Origin of the sequence: Micromonospora arida (assembly GCF_042873195.1) — a bacterium.
In the GTDB taxonomy this organism is placed as follows: Bacteria; Actinomycetota; Actinomycetes; order Mycobacteriales; family Micromonosporaceae; genus Micromonospora; species Micromonospora arida.
In genome coordinates this window covers 236,244-252,408 of record NZ_JBIALC010000004.1, presented here as the reverse complement: position 1 = coordinate 252,408, position 16,165 = coordinate 236,244, and the positions used below count along the sequence as shown (strand labels likewise).

19 protein-coding genes are annotated in these 16,165 nt (G+C 70.2%); 6 read left to right on the top strand and 13 right to left on the bottom strand.

All coding sequences use genetic code 11. The features are described from left to right. Positions 1 to 221: 221 nt before the first annotated feature. Positions 222 to 1,457: a low temperature requirement protein A gene (locus tag ACFYP0_RS15315; RefSeq protein ID WP_355493371.1), complete on the bottom strand. Its 1,236-nt coding sequence runs from the start codon at positions 1,455 to 1,457 to the stop codon at positions 222 to 224. A gap of 451 nt (positions 1,458 to 1,908) precedes the next feature. Next, complete coding sequence (locus ACFYP0_RS15310) at positions 1,909 to 2,433, bottom strand: hypothetical protein (protein WP_124862636.1); 525 nt, start codon at positions 2,431 to 2,433, stop codon at positions 1,909 to 1,911. Between the two features lie 297 nt (positions 2,434 to 2,730). On the opposite strand from ACFYP0_RS15310, the gene ACFYP0_RS15305 reads away from it, so the two are divergent. Then, positions 2,731 to 3,972 (top strand): PQQ-dependent sugar dehydrogenase, encoded by a 1,242-nt coding sequence (locus tag ACFYP0_RS15305; RefSeq protein WP_124862633.1) that lies wholly within the window; start codon positions 2,731 to 2,733, stop codon positions 3,970 to 3,972. Between the two features lie 100 nt (positions 3,973 to 4,072). Here the strand turns inward: ACFYP0_RS15305 and ACFYP0_RS15300 are convergent, their stop codons facing one another. Both ACFYP0_RS15300 and ACFYP0_RS15295 read right to left on the bottom strand, forming a co-directional pair. After that, complete coding sequence (locus ACFYP0_RS15300) at positions 4,073 to 4,582, bottom strand: hypothetical protein (RefSeq protein WP_244219224.1); 510 nt, start codon at positions 4,580 to 4,582, stop codon at positions 4,073 to 4,075. Continuing rightward, positions 4,579 to 5,091: a DUF1772 domain-containing protein gene (locus tag ACFYP0_RS15295; protein WP_244219223.1), complete on the bottom strand. Its 513-nt coding sequence runs from the start codon at positions 5,089 to 5,091 to the stop codon at positions 4,579 to 4,581. The genes ACFYP0_RS15300 and ACFYP0_RS15295 overlap by 4 nt, the downstream gene beginning before the upstream one ends. A 195-nt stretch (positions 5,092 to 5,286) precedes the next feature. On the opposite strand from ACFYP0_RS15295, the gene ACFYP0_RS15290 reads away from it, so the two are divergent. Continuing rightward, positions 5,287 to 6,435 carry a sensor histidine kinase gene (locus ACFYP0_RS15290; RefSeq protein ID WP_124862630.1) on the top strand — a complete coding sequence of 383 codons (1,149 nt, stop codon included), beginning with the start codon at positions 5,287 to 5,289 and terminating at the stop codon, positions 6,433 to 6,435. Then, the gene (locus ACFYP0_RS15285; protein WP_124862628.1) at positions 6,432 to 7,094 is read left to right on the top strand and encodes a response regulator transcription factor; all 663 of its coding nucleotides are present in this window, start codon (positions 6,432 to 6,434) and stop codon (positions 7,092 to 7,094) included. The genes ACFYP0_RS15290 and ACFYP0_RS15285 overlap by 4 nt, the downstream gene beginning before the upstream one ends. Here ACFYP0_RS15285 and ACFYP0_RS15280 read toward each other — a convergent pair. Next, a complete protein-coding gene (locus ACFYP0_RS15280) occupies positions 7,051 to 7,326 on the bottom strand; it encodes a helix-turn-helix domain-containing protein (protein WP_208741461.1) in 276 nt (91 codons plus the stop codon). The genes ACFYP0_RS15285 and ACFYP0_RS15280 overlap by 44 nt on opposite strands. Before the next feature lie 159 nt (positions 7,327 to 7,485). Here ACFYP0_RS15280 and ACFYP0_RS15275 point away from each other — a divergent pair, with 159 nt between their 5' ends. Together ACFYP0_RS15275 and ACFYP0_RS15270 are read left to right on the top strand one after the other, a co-directional pair. Next, complete coding sequence (locus ACFYP0_RS15275; protein WP_124862625.1) at positions 7,486 to 8,133, top strand: SDR family NAD(P)-dependent oxidoreductase; 648 nt, start codon at positions 7,486 to 7,488, stop codon at positions 8,131 to 8,133. Continuing rightward, the gene (locus ACFYP0_RS15270; protein ID WP_208741460.1) at positions 8,127 to 8,420 is read left to right on the top strand and encodes an ester cyclase; all 294 of its coding nucleotides are present in this window, start codon (positions 8,127 to 8,129) and stop codon (positions 8,418 to 8,420) included. Before ACFYP0_RS15275 ends, ACFYP0_RS15270 begins: the two co-directional genes overlap by 7 nt. Before the next feature lie 221 nt (positions 8,421 to 8,641). Here ACFYP0_RS15270 and ptsP read toward each other — a convergent pair whose 3' ends face one another. Genes ptsP through ACFYP0_RS15230 form a run of 8 tightly spaced genes read right to left on the bottom strand, consistent with a single transcriptional unit; the run spans position 8,642 to position 15,272 of the window. Beyond that, complete coding sequence (gene ptsP, locus ACFYP0_RS15265; protein WP_124862619.1) at positions 8,642 to 10,315, bottom strand: phosphoenolpyruvate--protein phosphotransferase; 1,674 nt, start codon at positions 10,313 to 10,315, stop codon at positions 8,642 to 8,644. After that, positions 10,308 to 10,583 (bottom strand): HPr family phosphocarrier protein, encoded by a 276-nt coding sequence (locus tag ACFYP0_RS15260; RefSeq protein WP_124820844.1) that lies wholly within the window; start codon positions 10,581 to 10,583, stop codon positions 10,308 to 10,310. Before ACFYP0_RS15260 ends, ptsP begins: the two co-directional genes overlap by 8 nt. Before the next feature lie 9 nt (positions 10,584 to 10,592). Continuing rightward, positions 10,593 to 11,633, bottom strand: coding sequence for a zinc-dependent dehydrogenase (locus ACFYP0_RS15255; protein WP_386996380.1), 1,041 nt, complete (start codon positions 11,631 to 11,633; stop codon positions 10,593 to 10,595). After that, entirely contained in the window at positions 11,630 to 12,064 is a 435-nt protein-coding gene (locus tag ACFYP0_RS15250; RefSeq protein WP_386996378.1) for a PTS sugar transporter subunit IIA, read from the bottom strand. The genes ACFYP0_RS15255 and ACFYP0_RS15250 overlap by 4 nt, the downstream gene beginning before the upstream one ends. Continuing rightward, a complete protein-coding gene (locus ACFYP0_RS15245) occupies positions 12,057 to 12,365 on the bottom strand; it encodes a PTS lactose transporter subunit IIB (protein ID WP_124862610.1) in 309 nt (102 codons plus the stop codon). Before ACFYP0_RS15245 ends, ACFYP0_RS15250 begins: the two co-directional genes overlap by 8 nt. A gap of 4 nt (positions 12,366 to 12,369) precedes the next feature. Continuing rightward, positions 12,370 to 13,530, bottom strand: coding sequence for a PTS mannitol transporter subunit IICB (gene mtlA / locus ACFYP0_RS15240; RefSeq protein WP_124862607.1), 1,161 nt, complete (start codon positions 13,528 to 13,530; stop codon positions 12,370 to 12,372). Between the two features lie 58 nt (positions 13,531 to 13,588). Next, the gene (pfkB, locus tag ACFYP0_RS15235) at positions 13,589 to 14,497 is read right to left on the bottom strand and encodes a 1-phosphofructokinase (protein ID WP_124862604.1); all 909 of its coding nucleotides are present in this window, start codon (positions 14,495 to 14,497) and stop codon (positions 13,589 to 13,591) included. A 13-nt stretch (positions 14,498 to 14,510) separates the two neighbouring features. Next, positions 14,511 to 15,272 carry a DeoR/GlpR family DNA-binding transcription regulator gene (locus tag ACFYP0_RS15230; protein ID WP_112676261.1) on the bottom strand — a complete coding sequence of 254 codons (762 nt, stop codon included), beginning with the start codon at positions 15,270 to 15,272 and terminating at the stop codon, positions 14,511 to 14,513. Between the two features lie 364 nt (positions 15,273 to 15,636). On the opposite strand from ACFYP0_RS15230, the gene ACFYP0_RS15225 reads away from it, so the two are divergent. Continuing rightward, complete coding sequence (locus tag ACFYP0_RS15225; protein ID WP_356979283.1) at positions 15,637 to 16,095, top strand: hypothetical protein; 459 nt, start codon at positions 15,637 to 15,639, stop codon at positions 16,093 to 16,095. Positions 16,096 to 16,165: the final 70 nt, after the last annotated feature.

Genomic DNA, 16,165 nt, shown 5'->3' with positions numbered 1-16,165 from the left:
AGGTGCCGGGGGCCAGGGCTAGATGCGGCGATGTCCGGCAGGGTCGGGGTGGACCTCGTCGGGTAGTGGGAGTTCGGCGTAGTCGGCCTCGCCGTACAGGTCGCGTCCGTCGAGGTAGCGCAGGTGGGGCTGTTCGCCAGTGCGCGGCCGAAGCCGGAGTCAGCCGCTCCGAAAGTTGGGCGGCGGCTCCGCGGTGGAAGCGGTAGCTACGCCCGACCGCGTCACGCCTCGGAATCGCCAACGTCGGAGGTTCCGCCTCCGATCGGTGAAGCGGAAATCTCCGTAGGCTGCCCCCACCTGCGCAACGCGTCGAGAAGCGCGACGAGGGCCAGCACTGCGGCCACCACGCTCAGCCCGACCATCGGCGCACCCCGGGCCAACGCCGGCGTGCACAGCAGCAGAGCGACCAATCCGATCAGGTGGGAATGGGAAACCCGCCCAAAAATCTCGTACTGCAACCGCACCCGGGCGACGAGGAAGAGCATCGGACCGCCCACCAAGAACAGCAGCCAACCGGGCCGCGGCTGCCCGAACGGATGATCGATCACCAGCTCGTAGCCGACCGCCGTGACGAGCACGCTGAGCACGATCAACAAATGCGTCCGTTCCGACACCGCGCCCAGCCGGCCGGGCATACCCGCTCGGTTGAACGCCTCGGTCAGCAGCAGACCGGCGCGGTAGAAGTAGATCCGCCACAGCAGCGCGCTGGTGGCGAACGCGACCGCGAAGGCGGCTGCCCGCTCCGGGGAGTAGTCCGCGCCACTGAAAACCACGCCGATGACCAGAATCGACTCACCGAGCGCGATGAGGAACATCTGCTGATGACGGTCCGCGAGATGGGTCCCCGCGATCCGCCACCGACCTACCTTCGCGACCCCGACCCACGGCAGCGGCCACCCCAACGTCCAGGCGAGGTAGTCGACAGCGAGGGCGACAACCCACAGTGGCAGGCGGAGATGATCCGGGCCCAACGCGCCGGCCAGCCACAGCGGGGCGCTCGCCAGAGCCCACACGACAAGCCGGAAGGGCACCAGCCGTCGCGGATGGCCACGCAGCGCGATGGCGACCACGAGCGGCCGCACCACCATCACCATCAGGTACGCGACCGCGAACGGCAGCGCTCGTTCCTCCATGGCGCGGGGCAGCGTCACCGCCATGATCAGGCTGGCGAACATGGTGCCGACCACGACGGCCTGAATGATCGGCTGCTCCGGTTCGTACCGGCTGGTGATCCAGGCGGTGTGCGACCAGATCAACCAGAGCGCCAGGAAGAGCAGCAGGGTACGCCCGAACCCCGTGACGAGCGCCCAGCCGGTGTCGTCGCCCAACCCCGCGAATCGTTGCGAGACCCGGGTGAGGGCCACAACGAACGCCAGATCGAAGAACAGCTCCAGGAACGTCGCCCGACCCGAGCTCACTGGAGGGCGCAGCAGTTCGGCACCCCGCCCCGCCGCCATCGTCCGCCTCCGTCCGCCCCTCGCTACCAACGAGCCGGCCGCCAGCGGAGTTGCGTCAGCGCGCACCCCGCCGCAACCCCACCTGGTACGACTGGCCGCGAAAGATCAGCGAGACGGCCTCGTTAGCAGGGCCTCGGTGGCACCCGAGTTGCTCGCCACACGGTCGTGAGCCGCCGTTGACCCACCAAACGGCCCGCGAGACGCGGCCATACTGATGTCGTGGGCGAGGAATCTGAGGTGGCTGTCGCTGCGGTTCGCCGCTACACCGCCGCTCTGCGGCGCATCCAGTCACGCTTGTTCGATGCCTATCCGGACGTCTGCGCACAGCGTGCTCTCACCTCGCCAGCACCGGTGAACTGTTGGAGGTGCAGGCAGGCCGCTGGTATGCCCTGCCCGATCGTTGGAGGAAGGGCGACTGATCCATCGTTGGGAGGAGCCTCACCCCAGCCCGTCAAGCGCGTTGATCGACGGCTTGGAACGCGGAGGGCAGGCCGAGTTCGGCCCGGGCGACCTCGATGAATCGGCGCTCGGCCTCCCAGAGTGCGTCGAACCGATCGGCGGGCAACGCCTCGGCCTCGCTACCCGCTCGTGTGGCCGCCAGGAGCCGGGCCTGGCGCACCAGCTCCGACGAGCCGCTCACCACCTCGGTTTTGCCGGCCACGAGCCGAAGCGCGGTCTTGGTGCTCTCCAGCCGCTCCCGGTAGCGGCTGCCCTCGTCATCGAAGAACGGCATGAGATCACCCGGATCACGCGGGCGCGGCACCGCGGTGATGCGCGCCGCCGGGTTGAGGACGTGGGCCACGTACTCCCGGACCGCGCCGACGAAGTCGGTGTACGCGTTCAGCCGGATGTCTCGCCACTGGCGATCCTGGTCGCGCCGCCACAGCCGATCCTGAGCCCGGACGGTGAGCCACCCACCGATCAGGACTGCCAGCATTGTCGTTGTCGCGGTGACACCCGCCTGGATCAGACTCACCGGCACCACCGTTCGCATCGATCGGTGACTCACCCTACCGCCTGTTGTCACCCGCCCCGGAGGTCGCGGGACGGACGCTACGGATAGGTGTAATCGGTGCTGCCACGACTTCCTGCGGCGTGCATCGCCGAAGGAATCCGTGCCCTCCTCCGCTCGCCGCTTCCCAGGCCGCAGTGCGGGAACCAGTCGAAAGCTCGAACGGAACGCGTAGACGCGGGTTGGATATCGATCTCAACCAATGTATCGTGGGAACGCTCCCAGACCGCGTCCACCACCCACCTGCTCGAGGAGCTGAACATGTCACGACGACGTCGTCGCCCGGCCGCCCTGCTGGCCGGGTTGCTCGTTCTGGCCCTGGCTGCGTCTCTGTCGCCACTGGCGCCGGTGGCAGGCACCGCCGCGGCCGGCCCATCCAAACGTGCTGCGCCACTTGCTGAGCTGACCGTGGTTTCCGAACGGGTGGCTTTCGGTCTGCAGCGTCCGATCGCGATCACCGGACTGCCCGACGGCCGGATGCTGATCGCGGAGAAGAACGGCACTGTCCGCGCCTACCACCCCGACACCGGCCTGGCACCCGACCCGGTGATCGACCTGACCGCCCGGATCGACACGTCGGACAACGAGCGCGGTCTTCTCGGCATCACTCCGGCGCCGAACTTCGCGCGGACCGGGATGCTCTACGTGGCCTACACGAGCCTGCCGGCTGGCGCGCTGACCCTGGCGCGACTGCCCATCAACGCTCCTGAACGGGTGCAGGTGCTGCTCACCCAGGAGCACGCCGACTACGGCAACCACAACGGCGGACAGGTGGCCTTCGGCCGCGACGGCTACCTCTACTGGTCCCTCGGTGACGGTGGCTACGCGAACGACCCCTACAAGAGCGGCCAGAACCTCGGCACCCTGCTCGGCAAGATTCTGCGGATCGACGTCAACCGCAGCTGCGGCGGAAAGCCCTACTGCGTGCCCTACGACAACCCGTTCGTCCGCACGCCGGGCGCGCGGCCGGAAATCTGGGTCTACGGGCTGCGCAACCCGTGGAAGTTCTCCATCGACCCGGCCGACAACTCGCTGTGGATCGGTGACGTCGGCCAGGGTCTGATCGAGGAGATCAACCACATCCGCCCGTCGCAGCGTGGCGCGAACCTCGGCTGGTCCTGCCGAGAGGGCACGCCGGTCTTCGACGAGACGCAGTGCCGGCCGGGCGTGCGGCTCACCGACCCGATCGTCGAGTACGACCACTACATGACGGAGAACTGCTCCATCATCGGCGGCCTGGTGTACCGGGGTTCCGTCACCCCGGAGGCGCGGGGCACCTACATCGCCAGCGACTACTGCTCGACCCGCGCTTTCGCCGTGCGTCCCAAGTCCACGGGTGGCTACGAGTCCGCTGAGATCGGCACCTTCCCCACCCAGCCGACGGCGTTCGGCGCCGATGTGAACGGCGAGCTGTACGTGCTCAGTGACCTCCCGGGATGGCTGAGCAAGGTGCGGTTCGAGCGGGTCCAGCCGACCCCCACCGGCGGGGCGACGATCCGCTGAACCTCGGGACATGCCCTTGACACCCGCCCCACCTCAGGGGACGGCCGCGTTCGGCGGCCGTCCCCTGCTCGCGCCGGGCTGGTGCTCGCCGGTTGACAGATCAGCCTTGCGGTGGCCGAGTGGCACCAGCGTCGTCCGGTCGCCGCCACACCTTCTCGACCGGCTGCTCGGCGGCGCGCTGCCGCCCGATGACGAGCCGGCTCAGCACCGCCGCCACCGCCCCGGCCACCACCCCGGTGAGGATTCCGGTGACGAGGCTGGAGAACACCGCCGCCACCCGAAGGATCGCTTCCTGCGCCCGAGGGTCGATGTCCCCGAGCGTCGGCCCGGTCGCACCGAACGCCTCGTCCCACAGAATCTGGTGACCAACCGCGAGAAGGACACCGTAGATCGCCCCGATGACCACCACGGTCAGGAACGGACGCGGCGGACGCCGCCACAGCACAGCGGCCACCCAACAGATCAGCGGTACGACCGCGAGCAGCACGGCGGCGGGCCGCCCTTCCTCCACGACGTGCAGGTCGTGCAGGACCACCCGCGGTGCGGCCAACACGGCGAGCGCGACCAGGGCCGGCCACGAGAACCCGAGCGTGCGACGCCCGGCGCTCATCGCTCGACCCGTACCGGCGCGGTTTCCCTGGCGAAGCGCAGCAGGGCGGTGAATGCCAGCGCGGACGTCACCGCTCCGCCGGCGAGGCGCACCCAGTGGCCGGCGACGAACTCCTCGGCGACCTGGCGTAGGTACTCCGGGGAATGCGTGCCGACCGGGTCGACGAACATGATCTCGTTGCGTGGCCAGAAGAACACCACCGAGAACAGGAACTCGCAGGCGATGAAGACCGCCGCGGCGGCGGCGACGTACCACCGCAGTCGCCGATTGCGCCACGTGAGGGCGGTCGCGGCGAGGCTCATCAACACGACCGAGGCGCCCAGCGGCGGGAAGTAGTCGCTCGGGCCTCCGGCGACCAGGAACTCACGGGCCCGGTCCAGCGAGGCGGGTGCGTCCCCGAAGATGTTCGGGTAGAGCATCACGGTCTCGGCCGCGACCCCACCAAAGGACATCATCGCCGCCCAGACGAGCACGACAAGCACAATCCACGTCAGTCTGATACGGGACACAGCAGTACTTCTCCTTGGTTTTCGAAACCTTGCGGGCACGATCTGTGATGTCGTCGTCGACGCTAGGTCGCCAATTCGGGGCCGTCTGCCGCGCAGCCGCGTGAGCTGGCATCGCTTCTCGACGTACGTGCGGGGGCGGGGGTGATGCCTGCGGACGGCAGCGGCGCTGGCCCACGCCGACTTAGGCTCACGGACGTGCAGGCCACCTCACCCACCCGAACCGAGGCGCTGCTCGCTGTGGCCATCCTGGGCCTGGTCGCGGCGGCGATCGCGACCGAGGACGCGCCGACCTCCCGGGCGGCGCTGGCTGGCGGGTTCGGGGTCGGCCTGGCCGTACTGCTGCTGGTAGCCCGGCGTTGGACCGTCCCCGCGCTGCTGGCGACAGCCGCCGGCATCCTCGGCTACTACGCGCTGGAGTTGCCGCCGGTCGGCGTGGCCGCGCCGGCCGCCGCCATCCTCTACGTGGCCGCCCAGCGGGGCCGGGTGGTCCCGGCCGCCGCCGTCGGCGGGAGCCTGCTGGCCGTTTCGGTGGCCGCCCGGCTCGTCGAGGGAGACGACATCTCTGTCGTGATCGGTGCCGGTCTCGGCTCCGAGGCGGCCCTGATACTCGCCGTCATCGCTCTCGGTGACGCCGTCCGCAACCGGCGTTCGCTACGGGTCACGCTGGCCCGGCAGGCCGCCTCGGCGGCCGAGGAACGCCGCCGGGAGGCAGCCCGCCAGGTCGAGGCCGAGCGGCTGCGCATTGCCCGGGAGGTGCACGACACGCTCGGACACACGATGTCGGTGGTCACCCTGCAGTCGGCTGTGGCGAGGGAGGCACTTGCTGATGCCGAGCCCGAGCGGGCCGAGGCCGCGCTGGCCGCGATCCACTCGGTGAGCGGCAGCGCCATGGCCGAGCTGCGTGCCACGTTGGGCACGCTGCGTCGCGAGCCCGGGCCACGCGAGCCGGACCCCGGTTTCACCCAGCTGCGTACGCTCATTGAGGGCGTCCGCCGCGGTGGGCTGCCGGTCGAACTGCGTCTCGACGGGTCGGTCGACACCCTGCCCACGGTGGTCGGCAGCACTGTGTACCGCATCGTGCAGGAGGCGCTGACCAATGTGCTGCGCCACGCGCACGCCACCCGCGCCACGGTGACGATCCGGGCGACCCCGGCCCGGCTGTCGGTGGAGGTCGTCGACGACGGCCGGGGATCCACCGGCGGCACGGCGGTTGAGACGGGTCAGGGGCTACGCGGTATGTCGGAGCGGGTTGCCCTGCTCGGCGGAACCCTCGATGCCGGCGAGACCGCTGACGGCGGCTTCCGGGTCTCGGTCCACCTACCGCTGGCCGGAGTCGCCGCATGACCGACGTACGCGTCCTCCTCGTCGACGACCAGCACCTGGTCCGCACCGGACTCCGCGCGTTGCTGGAACGCGCCCCGGACATCACCGTCGTCGGCGAAGCCGGCGACGGCCGGGCCGGTGTGGCGGTCGCCCGCGAGCAGCGGCCCGACGTCGTCCTGATGGATGTCCGGATGCCCGGCGGCGACGGTATCGAGGCCACCCGCCGCATCCTCGCCGACCCGACGCTGGCCGACGTCCGGGTGGTCATGCTGACCACCTTCGACGACGACGAGTACCTCTTCGAGGCCATCCGCGCCGGCGCCGCCGGCTTCCTGCTCAAGGACACCCCGCCCGACGCCCTGCGGGACGCCGTCCGCGTGGTGGCCGGCGGAGACGCGCTGCTGTCACCCGCGGTGACCCGGCGGGTGATCGCCGCGGCCGCCCGCTCCCCCGTCGCAGACCCGGCCCGGCTGACCGGGCTCACCGGGCGCGAACGCGACGTCCTGGCACAGGTTGGCACCGGACGGTCGAATGTGGAGATCGGAGCTGCCCTGCATCTCAGCCCGGACACCGCCCGCACGTACGTGAGTCGTCTGCTGCACAAACTGAACGCCCGCGACCGCGCCCAGCTTGTGGTTATCGCCTACGAGAGCGGGCTGGTGCGCCCCGGCGACGGCTGAGCCTCTCCAGCAGTGCGGGGCCATCCGGCGTACCGGCTCGGTGGGCGGCTTCGCGTTCCAGGTCGTTCAAGCGCAGCGCCCGGGCCAGCGAGGCCAGCAGCTGCGGTGAGGGGTGACGGGCCCGGCCCTGCTCCAGGCGGACGATGTAGTCCACGCTTACCCGGGCGAGCTGGGCCAACTCCTCACGCCGCAGCCCGGGAGCGCGACGACCCAGGCCTGGGGGCAGGCCCACGTCCTCGGGGCGTACCCGGTCCCGCCATGCTCGAAGGACCTACGCGAACTCATCCACGTCATCCATGATGCCCGGCATCCGGCGCAGTGGGTGGTACTGCCGGTCCCACCGTCGAACAGAGCCTGCCGGTCGGTCCGGCGGCGGCGCACATTGGGTGGCATGACCACAACCTTGGTGACCGGGGCCAACAAGGGCCTCGGTCTGGAAACCACCCGCCGCCTGATCGCCGCCGGTCACACCGTCTACGCCGGCATGCGTGACCTGGCCTCCGGCGATGCCGCCCGCGACCTCGGAGCCGTCGCGGTTCAGCTCGACGTCACCGACCAGGACAGCGTCGACAAGGCGATCGGGTCGCTGTCCAAACTCGATGTTCTGATCAACAACGCGGCCGTCGTAGGCTCGTCGTGGAACCTTGACGACCTGGACGTCGACGCGATGCGCGTGACCTTTGAGACCAACGTCTACGGCGTCGTACGGCTCACCCAGGCCGCCCTGCCCCTGTTGCGGCAGTCGTCCCCGCCGGTGATCGTCAACGTCGCCTCCGGACTCGGCTTCCCGCGCGCCCTGCTGGACCCCGAGGACGACTCGTTCCACGGATACATGATTCCGTACGCCAACTCGAAAGCCGCCGTGCTCGCACTCACCATTCAGTACGCCAAGAACGTGCCCGGAATGCGGATCAACGCCTCCGACCCTGGCTACACCGCCACCGAAGGCACCGACGCAACTGTCGCCTTGGCCCTGATCGGGCCCGATGGCCCCACCGGGGAATACCACACGAGTTCATCGCCGACGAGGTTGTGCTGAACGGAGAGCCGGGGACGAGGGACGATGTCCTCGCCGACGTGCGGTCCATCATCAACGCCGTTCCGGACATGCACTGGGAGGTTCAGGAACTGCTGTTCGACCGCGATCGCATCGCCGCGCGTGTGGTCAACACCGGCACTCCCGTGAAGGAGTGGCTCGGCGTAGCGCCGACCGGAAAGTCGTTCGAGATCGTCGAGTACGCGATCTACAAGGTCCGCGACGGCCGATTCGTCCAGATGACCAACCTGCACGACTCAGCCGATGTGCGGCGGCAGCTGACCGCCTGACCGCAGGAAGATGGTCGGGCGGCCGCTTGGCCGTCCGACCATCGCCCTGGTGTCCCGGTTCGGAACACGCACAAGGGCCTACCGAGCGTCGCGGCTTGTCGAGCTGGGCGCGCAGTTCGAACACGGTCCGCCATGGCTCTCGTCCATCGTCGCGGACGAACGGTTGATTCCAGCAGCAGGTGAGCGGTGCGTGGAGATTCCGTGCGATCTGTGCGACCGACTCACCGCACGGGCACGCCGACGCCGGACCGGAGCTGGGGCGAAGCACCGGCCGCCGCCGCCCGGGCTGCCTCCGGGCTGGGGGCAGCAAGGACCGCCTCGGCGATCCGGCGGCACTCGTCCAGGGTGTGCGCGGCCAGGGACTCGCGCACCGCCGGAATGCTGCGGGGCGCCATGGACAGGCTGGTGATGCCCAGGCCTGCCAGCACCAGGGCGAAATCGGGATCCGCTGCGGACTCTCCACACACGCCGACTGGCTTGCCCGCCTCGACGCCAGCTGCCGCGCAGGAGGCGAGGAGCGCGATCAGCGCGGGCTGCCACGGGTCGAGCAGGTCGGCGAGGTCGCCGCACATACGGTCAGCGGCGAACGTGTACTGGCTGAGGTCGTTGGTGCCGACGCTGAGGAAATCCGCGTGGCATAGCACCTGGCTGGCGCACAGGGCCGCAGCTGGCACCTCGATCATCACGCCGGCGGTCGGCAGGCCGTGCTCGCGGCAGGACTCAGTGAACGCTGCCGCCTCCGCCGCCGTGGCGACCATCGGCGCCATCACCCAGACGTCGGCGTCCGTCGCCGCAGCCGCCGCCGCGATCGCGGCCAACTGCGTGGTGAGCACGGAAGGTGTCTGCCGTGCGACCCGCAGACCGCGGATGCCCAGCGCGGGGTTGGGTTCATCGGCCAGACGCAGGAACGGCAGCGGCTTGTCGGCGCCGGCGTCGAGGGTACGCACGACGATCTTGCTGCCGGGCAGCGCGGCGAAGACGTCGCGGTACGCGGTGACCTGCTCTTCGTGCGACGGCGGGTCGCTGCGGTCGAGGTAGAGCAGCTCGGTGCGGAACAGGCCGACGCCTTCAACCTCGCCGGTGAGGTCGCGAGCGGATCCGATGTTGGCCAGTAGCGCGATGGGATGGCCGTCCGCGGTCCGCCCGGGGCCTCGGGAGCGGGCGCGGCGCTCGATCTCCGCGAGCCGGTCCGCGTTGACAGTGGTCACCGTCTCGGCGGAGACACCGGCCACCACGACGCCGCTCGTGCCGTCGAGACTGGCCAGCGCGCCGTCGGTCACGTCCAGGATGCCCGGGCAGCGGACCACGGCCGGGATACCGAGTGTCCGGGCCAGGATCGCGGTGTGGCTGGTCGGCCCGCCCTCTGCCGTGATCAGGCCCAGCACCAGGCCCGGCTCGAGGCCGGCGGTGTCGGCGGGCGCCAGGTCGCGGGCGATGAGCAGGTACGGATGGCCAGGGTCCGGCACGCCCGGCATCGGCAGCCCGAGGCACGCTGCGACGAGGCGGTCCCGCAGGTCGTCGAGGTCGCTGACCCGCTCGGCGAGGTACCCGCCTGCGGCTTCGAAGGCGGCCCGGTGCCCGGCGAGCACGTCGGTGATCGCGTGCGGCGCGTCCGCACCGCCGTCGATGGCGATGTCGGCCGCGTCGATGAGCGTCTCGTCCTGCGCCATCATGACCTGCGCGCGCAGGACCTCGGCGGCGGTCACGTCCAGGGCGGTGTCCGCCCGACGGGTCAGGTCGGCGGCGACGGCGAGGACCGCGGCCCGGACGGTCGCCTTCTCGGCCCCGGGATCAACGGCCTCCACCAGCGGCGGCAGGGCCGGCGGCGGGGCCAACCGGTAGACCGGCCCCGCCGCACCACCGGGGCTGGCCCCGATCCCCCGGAGTTCACGCATCGACGGCGTCCAGATCACGTTCGAGGAGGTCGGCCAGGGTGTCGACGGCGGCCTGGGCGCCGTCGCCGTCGGCCTCCAGGGTGACCTCGGTGCCCTTCTTGGCGCCGAGCGACAGCACGGCGAGCATGCTGCGGGCCGGCACGGGTTTCTTGTCGCCGCTGCGGATGGTGACCAGCACCGGCTGCTTCGCCGCCTCGGCGACGAACAGCGCCGCCGGTCGGGCGTGCAGCCCGCTGGCGGAGCCGACGAGGACTGTTCTGGTGGGCATCGGATCCCCCTAGGGTTCGATCGTCACCTTGATCGCTTCGCCGCGCGCCACGATGCCGAAGGCGTCGAGGGCGCGGTCGAGCGGCAGGCGGTGGGTGATGAGGTCGGCGACCGGCACGGAGCCGTTGGCGATGAGTCGCAGCGCTTCCTTGTTGTGCTCCGGGCTGGAGCCGTTGGCGCCGACGATGGTCAGTTCGCGGTAGTGCACGAGGTTGGAGTCCAGGGAGATGACCGGCTTGTCCTTCGGCAGGCCGCCGAAGAAGCTGATCCGGCCCTGCCGCGCCGTCATCTGCACCGCCTGCTCCTGGGCGACGCCGGCGGCCGTGGCGGTGATGACGACGTCGGCACCCCGGCCCTCGGTGAGCTTGAGTACCGCGTCGACGACGTCGGTCTCGGCGCCGCAGATCGCCGCGTCCGGCCGGACCAGGTTGGCGGCCAGGTCGAGGCGTTCGCGGTTGAGGTCGACGAGGAACACCCGGGCCGCGCCGCGCGAGCGGGCCAGGCGGACGTGCAGGCAGCCGATCGGCCCGGAGCCCACGACGACCACGTCGTCGCCCTCCCCCACACCGGCGAGGTTCTGGCCGTTGAGGACGCAGGCGAGAGGCTCGGCGACGGATGCCTCGGCGAAGCTGAGTCCCTCGGGGATCCGGTTGAGTCCGTTGACGGCGAGGACGTTGTGCGGCACAACCATGTGCTCGGCGAACCCGCCGTCGAAGTGGTAGCCCATCGACACCTGGTTGGGGCACACGGTCATCCGGCCGCGCCGGCACTCGGCGCACTGACCGCACGGGATGGCGGCGATGACCTGGACCCGGTCGCCGGGCTGCCAGCCCGTGACATCGGCGCCGACCTCGACGATCTCGCCGGCGATCTCGTGGCCCATGACGCGCGGCGGGGCGATGTGGTGGTGGCCGAAGCGGGAGATCTTCACGTCGGTGCCGCAGGTGGAGCATGCCCGGACGCGGATCTTCACGTCGGTGGGGCCCGGCGTGGGCTCGGGCGCGTCCTCGATGCGGACGTCACCGGGTGCGTGGAATCGGACAACCTTCACGAGGGCTTCCCTTCAAGGATGGTGATCACGTCATCGGCGCTCGTCGACTCTCGTAGCCGCTGCGCCTGCTCCGGGTCCATCAGCACCGAGGCGAGCTGGGCCAGGATGTCCACGTGCCCGTCGCCGGCTGCGGCGATGGCGACGCAGACCCGCACGTCGAAGCCGTCCCAGTCGACGCCGTCTGGGAAGCGCAGCACCGCGAGTGCGTCGCGCTGGACCGACTCCTTGCTGTTCAGCGTGCCGTGCGGGATGGCGACGCCCTCCCCGATGTACGTGGAGACGCTCTGCTCGCGGGCGAGCATCGCGGCCACGTACGCCGGGGCGACCGCGCCGACCTCGACGAGTACCGCGCCGCAGCGGCTGATCGCCTCTTCGCGCGATCCGGCCCGCTCGTGGAGCCGGATCGCGTCACGGGCCAGCAGCTCAGCCACTCAGCTCACCGCCGCGCTGCACCGCGTTCACGACCCTGGTGACGGCCGGGTCGCCGATGAACACCTGGATCGGCACGATCACCTTGTCGGGCGCGCTGACCCGGGCCCGCGCGGTGAGCCCCTGGTGGCAGATGACCACGTCTGCGTCCGCCGGGATCGAGTTGACCGGCGTGTGCTCGACGGTCACCGCGTTCTTCGCGAGTTGCCGCCGTAGTTGGCTGGCCAGCATCACGCTGCTGCCCATGCCGGCGTCGCAGGCGACGACGACCTTCTTGATGTCGGTGCCGTTGATGGTGGGCATGTGCTCAGACCTCCTGCTTGGCCGACTTGTTCAGGGTCTCGTCGGGGTCGACAACCCTTTCCTCGTCCGGGCGGACAGCCGTCTCCTCGTCGGGGCCGACAGCGTCCGCGGCGGGCTCGCCGCGCCCGAAGCCGAGCAGGGCCGAGGCGACGGCGAAGGTGACGGCGGCGGCGATCACGACGCCGAGGATGACCCCGAAGTGGCCGCCTCTGGGGGTGACGGCGAGATAGGCGAAGATGCTGCCCGGCGAGGGGGTGGCGACCAGGCCCGCACCGGTGATCACGAAGGTGCCGACGCCGGCCGCGCCACCGGCGATCATGGCGAGGATCAGCTTTGGCTTCATCAGCACGTACGGGAAGTAGATCTCGTGGATGCCGCCGAGGAACTGCACGATGATCGCGGCTGGGGCGCTGGGGCGCAGCGCGCGGGGGCCGAAGACCATGAAGGCGAGCAGCAGACCGAGGCCGGGGCCAGGGTTCGACTCGATCATGAACAGGATCGACTTGCCCTTGTCGGCCGCCTCGGCGATGCCCAACGGGCCGAACACGCCGTGGTTGATGGCGTTGTTGAGGAAGAGCACCTTTGCGGGTTCGACGAGCACCGAGGTCAGCGGCAGCAGGTCCTTGCCGACGAGCCAGTCGACGCCCGAGCCGGCTTGCTTGGTGAGCCATTCGACCACCGGGCCGATGCCGTAGACACCGCCGATGGCCATCGCGGCGCCGATGATGCCGGCGCTGAAGTTGTCGACCAGCATCTCGAAGCCGGGACGGATCTTGTTTTCGATCAGGCCGTCGAACAGCTTGAGGACATAGGCCGTGAGCGGCCCGATGATCATCGCGCCGAGGATCATCGGCACATCCGCGCCGACGACGAGGCCCATGGTCGCCACCGCGCCCACGACGGCACCGCGCTGGCCGTGGACCAGCCGGCCGCCGGTGTAGCCGATGAGCACCGGTAGCAGGATGCTGATCATCGGGCCGACCAGTTCGGCCAGGGTCTTGTTGGGGATCCAACCGGTCGGGATGAACAGTGCGGTGATCAGGCCCCAGGCGATGAACGCGCCGATGTTGGGCATGACCATCGCGGCCAAGTAGCCGCCGAGGCGTTGCACCGTGGCTCTGAGGCCCTGGCCCTTCACCTCTGGTGTGTAGGAAGAGGAGGTCACGGGGGTATCTCCTTCATCGAGGGACGGTCCAGACGGCGAAGGGAAGAAGCTCGTCCGGCTAGGAGTGGATGGTGACGTCGTGGCGGAACAGGTCCGCTGGACCGGGCATCCGGCTGCCGGGCAGGCTCACCGCGGCGGCGCCCCAGGCCAGGCCCTCAGCGAGAGCGGCGGCACCCTGCGCGCCCGCAGCGAGGAACCCGGCGAGCAGCGCATCGCCGGCGCCGACGGCGCTCCGGGGCCGGGCGACTGGACAGGTGCCGGTGCGGACCCCTTCGGCATCGACCAGGACAGCGCCGTCAGCGCCGAGGCTGGCCACGACGGTGCCGGCTCCCCATGCCCGCAGGCACTGAGCGGCATCGACCACATCGCCGAGGTCCTTCAGCGGGGTGCCGACCACTTCGGCCAGTTCGTCGCGGTTGGGCTTGAGCACTGTCGCCCCGGCCAGGGCGGCCTCGCGCAGGGCAGGACCGCTGGTATCGACCGCGACCCTGACGCCGGCAGCGCGCAGCTTCCGGCACAACTGAGCGTAAGCGTCGGCGGGCAGGCCGGGCGGGACGCTGCCGCACAGCACGACCCAGTCGGCACCGCTGGCACGGGCGAGCACACGGTCGATCACCTCGTGGAACTCGGCGCTGCACATGGCCGGGCCAGGCTCGTTGATCTTGGTGACCGTGCCGTCGGGCTCGGCCAGGGTGATGTTGGAACGGGTCCTTCCGGAGATCGACACGGCGAGGACCTCCACACCCTCCGCCTTGAGCAGACGGATGAGCTGGTTGCCCTCGTCACCGCCGGACGGCAACACTGCTACCGACGGCACCCCGTTGGCCAGCAGGGCACGGGATACGTTGACGCCCTTGCCGCCGGGGTCAAGGTGAGCTGTGGCAGCCCGGATGACCTCACCCCGGGTGAGTGAGTCGACCTCCACGGCCCGGTCGAGGCTGGGGTTGAGGGTGACGGTGACGATCATGCCCGCCCCGCTCTCATGCGCGTACCACCCGAACGCCTGCGGACTCCAGGTCACCGACCAGGTCGAGGTCGGCACGGCTGTCGGTGATGAGCAGGTCGACGTCGGCCAGCTCAGCGAACCGGGCCAAATAGTCGTTGCCGAGCTTGGTGTGATCGGCGACCACCACCGTGCGGCGGGCCGCACGGACCATCGCCCGCTTCACCGCCGCCTCGGACGGGTCCGGGGTGGTCAGCCCACGCTCGACCGAGATGCCGTTGGTCCCGATGAACGCGACGTCGACGTAGAGGTCCGCCAACGGCGACAGCGCCCAGTCGTCGACGGTCGCCAGGGTCTTCCCGCGGACCCGTCCACCCAACAGCAGCACGTTGAGGTTGGCATAGGTACCGAGGGTCGTGGCGATGACCGGCGAGTTGACCACGACGGTCAGCTCACGGTCGACCGGGAGCAGCTGGGCCAGCCGGGCGGTCGTGGTGCCGGCGTCGAGGATGATCGCGCCCTCCTCCGGCACTTCACTCAAGGCGAGCTTGGCGATGCGCTCCTTCTCCTCGATGAGTACCGCGTCACGCGCCGCCAGCGCGGGCTCGAACCCGAGCCGTTCGACCGGAATCGCTCCACCGTGGACGCGGCGCAGCACCCCGGCCCGCTCCAGGATGGTGAGATCGCGGCGGATGGTCTCCGACGTCACGTTGAGCCCATCGGCCAGGCCAGCGACCTCGACCCGGCCCACGTCCCGGGCGATGCGAAGGATCTCCTGCTGTCGCTCTTCGGCGTACATGTTGTTGTTTCACCGCCGTTTCGTTTTGCTTGTGCTTTGTTTACGCCCGGTTTCAGGAGAAGTCAAGAGATCTGCCACGGAAAGCCACACCGGCCGGGATCCAGGCAGAGCAATCAAGCGGCCGAGCCGAGACATCCGCCGGGCTGGCCCTCATCGCGCTCGTTGCGTGCCACCTCCGGCTGGCACGCACGGCAGCCGCTTTCCTGGTGCTGACCACCCGGGCACTGCGTGGAGCACAGCGGCGGTGACACCCGCTGCCCGGGCGGCCGACCGAACGGTTCCGCCCTTCGCCGGCAGCCGGCTCGGCTGCAACGAATGGCTGTACGGCGGGCTTCCGCTAGAGCGGCTGCAGCATCATCAACGGATGAGCGACCCCGAGATGCAGGTGCGAGCGCGGGTGCGGCACGAGCCTGACCGCTCGTACGCCGTACTGGTCGACGGTCCGGACGGCGAGGTGGAGGTAGGCCGCACGGGTAGGACAGCGGATCTGTGGGCACTGGCCCAGGCCGGTGCAGCTCGCCTGTTCGGTGATGGCCTTGGCGCGGACAACCTCACCCTGCACGTCCCGCAGCCGCCCTACGGCCAGGACGGGCAGTGGGTTCGCATCATCGCCGGGGAGAACCCCGATGACCCCTCAGAGAGCGACGACATCGGCGTCCTGGCGCAGGCGCGCTGGTTCGGACACGAAGGCGCCTGGTTCGTGACAGTCACCGGTACGGGTACCAGCATCGTTCCGAGCGAGCGCCTGGACTTCGAACCAGTTGTCACGGATGAACAGGTAGCGGCCTTCCACACCTACATCACCGCTGCGGCCGCAGGCTGAGGCCGCGCCGCCCGCCCGCCGCGCCAGCCACAGGCCGCCAGCAGGCCGAGCGCGAGCGGTCAGGGTCCGC